Origin of the sequence: Lancefieldella parvula, from assembly GCF_963530955.1 — a bacterium.
Lineage (GTDB): Bacteria > Actinomycetota > Coriobacteriia > Coriobacteriales > Atopobiaceae > Lancefieldella > Lancefieldella parvula_A.
In genome coordinates this window covers 1-2,576 of the sequence record NZ_CAUSFQ010000132.1, presented here as the reverse complement: position 1 = coordinate 2,576, position 2,576 = coordinate 1, and the positions used below count along the sequence as shown (strand labels likewise).

The 2,576-nt window shown below is 48.3% G+C and carries 2 protein-coding genes; both read right to left on the bottom strand.

The features are described 5' to 3' along the window. Positions 1-245: 245 nt before the first annotated feature. A complete protein-coding gene (locus RWJ43_RS06675; protein WP_314009162.1) occupies positions 246-1,730 on the bottom strand; it encodes an InlB B-repeat-containing protein in 1,485 nt (494 codons plus the stop codon). Positions 1,731-1,952: 222 nt separating this feature from the next. Next, positions 1,953-2,576, bottom strand: a 624-nt coding sequence (locus tag RWJ43_RS06670; RefSeq protein WP_314009157.1) for an undecaprenyl-diphosphate phosphatase, incomplete at its 5' end; no start/stop codon positions are given.

The following is a 2,576-nucleotide window of genomic DNA, read 5'->3' as shown; positions in this document are numbered from 1 at the left end:
GTCATAACCGCCTGATGCTGGGCAGGATTTAAACCTTCAAGATCAATCTGCATTACGCCGTCCTTGTGTCAATCATTCTTAGACTAAAAGTGTACCCCGATAACCGGACATTAATTGCGCCACTTTGCTCCCACTCCACAATTAAAAAACCGGCCCTCAAAAGAAGACCGGTTTATCTGCAAGAACGTGTCTATCGAATCCATGCTCACGTATGGCGAGAAGATCTTCTAGCCCAAACACTTGCCTTAGTTCATGGAGTTTGTCTGACGGCTCTTTGCGCGAGCAACAACAGCCAGTGCAATCACGCCACCTGCGACACATGCCATAACAATAGCGCTAAGCGAGTGATTCTCATCACCAGTGTATGGAAGCACAGAGCCTCCATAATACGGGATAGCTGCAGGATTTGGAGCTCCTGGGAAGCTTGGTGTCAGAGGACCGCTAGGGTTGCCTGGGATGCTTGGAGTACCAGGATTCTCTGGAGTTACAGGGTTTTCTGGGGTAACAGGAGCAACTGGCTCTGGCTCCCACTCTGCAACAAGAACAACCTTAGGAGTGGTGGTAGTAAGGGTTACCTGATCTCCTGCCTGGTAGGTAGTACCATCAAGCTTCCAACCCTTGAAGATGTAGCCATCACGAGTTGGAACGGTTGCAGAAACAGTCTCGTTCTTAGGATCAGTGAGCGAATCAGCGGTGTTGCTATCAATACCAAAGTAACCGTTCTGTGCTGCAGGAGCACCAGTACCGCCGTTTGCGTCATAGCTGAGCTCATACTCCTGGTTCCAAACAGCAGTCAGGGTATAAGGGCTTCTCATGTTAAAGACTGTAGTCTCAGAAACATAGCGCTTATCGCCAGCTGGGTTGTTGTTTGCATCTGCAGGAACAGCAGAAGCACCAACGTAGCGGAAGTGGTTATCAACGTAAGAACGCTTCCAGAACTCAAACTTATAACCATCGCGAACTGGCACATCCTCAATGATGTTGTACTCAGCAAAGCCGTAGGTACGAGGGTTATTTGGAGTCTTGGACTCTGTATAGGTTGCGTTGCCGTAGATGGTGCCGCCATTTGCGTCATAAATAAGCTGGTTTACTGCAGATGGCGTTGGCGTAGGTGTGGGAGTTGGGGTGGTCTCTGCAGGAATAACGTGGATGTGATAGCCAACCCACATAAGGTGAGTGGTGTTACCGCCAACGTTAGCTGGATCAGAGGAATCTCCCTGCATAGTAACAAGGAAGAAAACGGTAGCAGGCTGGTTAGCAGGGGTTACTTGACGGCCAGTGAACTGAAAATAGAACTGACCACCATTATTGGTAACAGTATTGCTGTTTCCATAGAATGCATAGGTAAAGTCATTATCAGTAGCTGGAAGCTCTGGATAAGGAGCGGCGGTAACCAGCGTAGTAGTTACGCCAAAAGGTGCAAAACCAGGGCGAGTAGTGGTGTAGTGAGAATACGCACCGGTGTCTCTAATGGTCTGACCAACGCGAACGACAATCTCGCCATACTGACCAGGAACAGGGGTCTGGTGGCCAGAATGCTGAGGGTTGTCTGTAAGGACCCTGGATGTATCGGCATTACCGTCAGCCGAGAAAACAGAAACCTTTACACCTGGTGTAGATGTATCAATACTGTCTGCAAACGCAAGTTTTGGTGCAGAAACTGCAAGAACTGCAACAAGCGCAAGCGCAAGCGTGCACGCAATTCTCTGAAGCGTCTTAATGTGGCGCATAAATCCTCCTGAAACTATTACAAGTAATTACTTACTCTTACGACCAAAAATCAGCCGTAAGAGCATAGAGGACAAGGCAATTCTTAGTAAATGAGCCAAGAGAGATTACATATATCTTTCATAGGTTTTCCACGCTTTTTCCATATGTTTTGCGCATAAAAAAGCGCGGCGAGAAACTCACCGCGCGTAAATGCATAGGTAGTAATGCTTGTAAGTCAAAAACTACTTAACAAGCAGGAAGTATGCAATAACAGCAATACCCAAAATAATACGGTACACACCAAAAGGCTTGAAATCATGCTTGCGGACATAACCCATAAGCGCACGAACCATAACCAGCGAAACAATAAAGGCTACCAGGCAACCTACACCCAGAATAACTGCCTCGGGAATGGTAAAGGTATTGCCTTTCATAAAGTAGCGTACAAGTCTCAACGCAGAAGCGCCGGCCATAGTAGGAATAGCCAGGAAGAACGTAAACTCAGCAGCCACTGCCCTCGAGCAACCAAGTGCTAAACCGCCCAGGATGGTTGCACCAGATCTTGAAGTACCTGGAACAATTGCAAGTACTTGGAAAACGCCAATTCCAAGCGCGGTCTTCCAGTCCAGGTTATCAATGTCTTGTACGCGGGCCAGGTTGTCGGCAGAGGGGGCCTTAAGGGATGCTGCAGCATCTGGGCTCATGTGCTTGCCTCGGGGCACCTCAACCTTTACTGCTGCAGCGACCTTCTCGCGATGTAGCTCAAGCACAATGAAGATGATGCCGTAGAAAATAAGAGTTGCAGCAATAACAAAGGGGCTTCCAAGATGCTCTTCAATGAAGTCATTGAGCGGCAGGCCAATTGC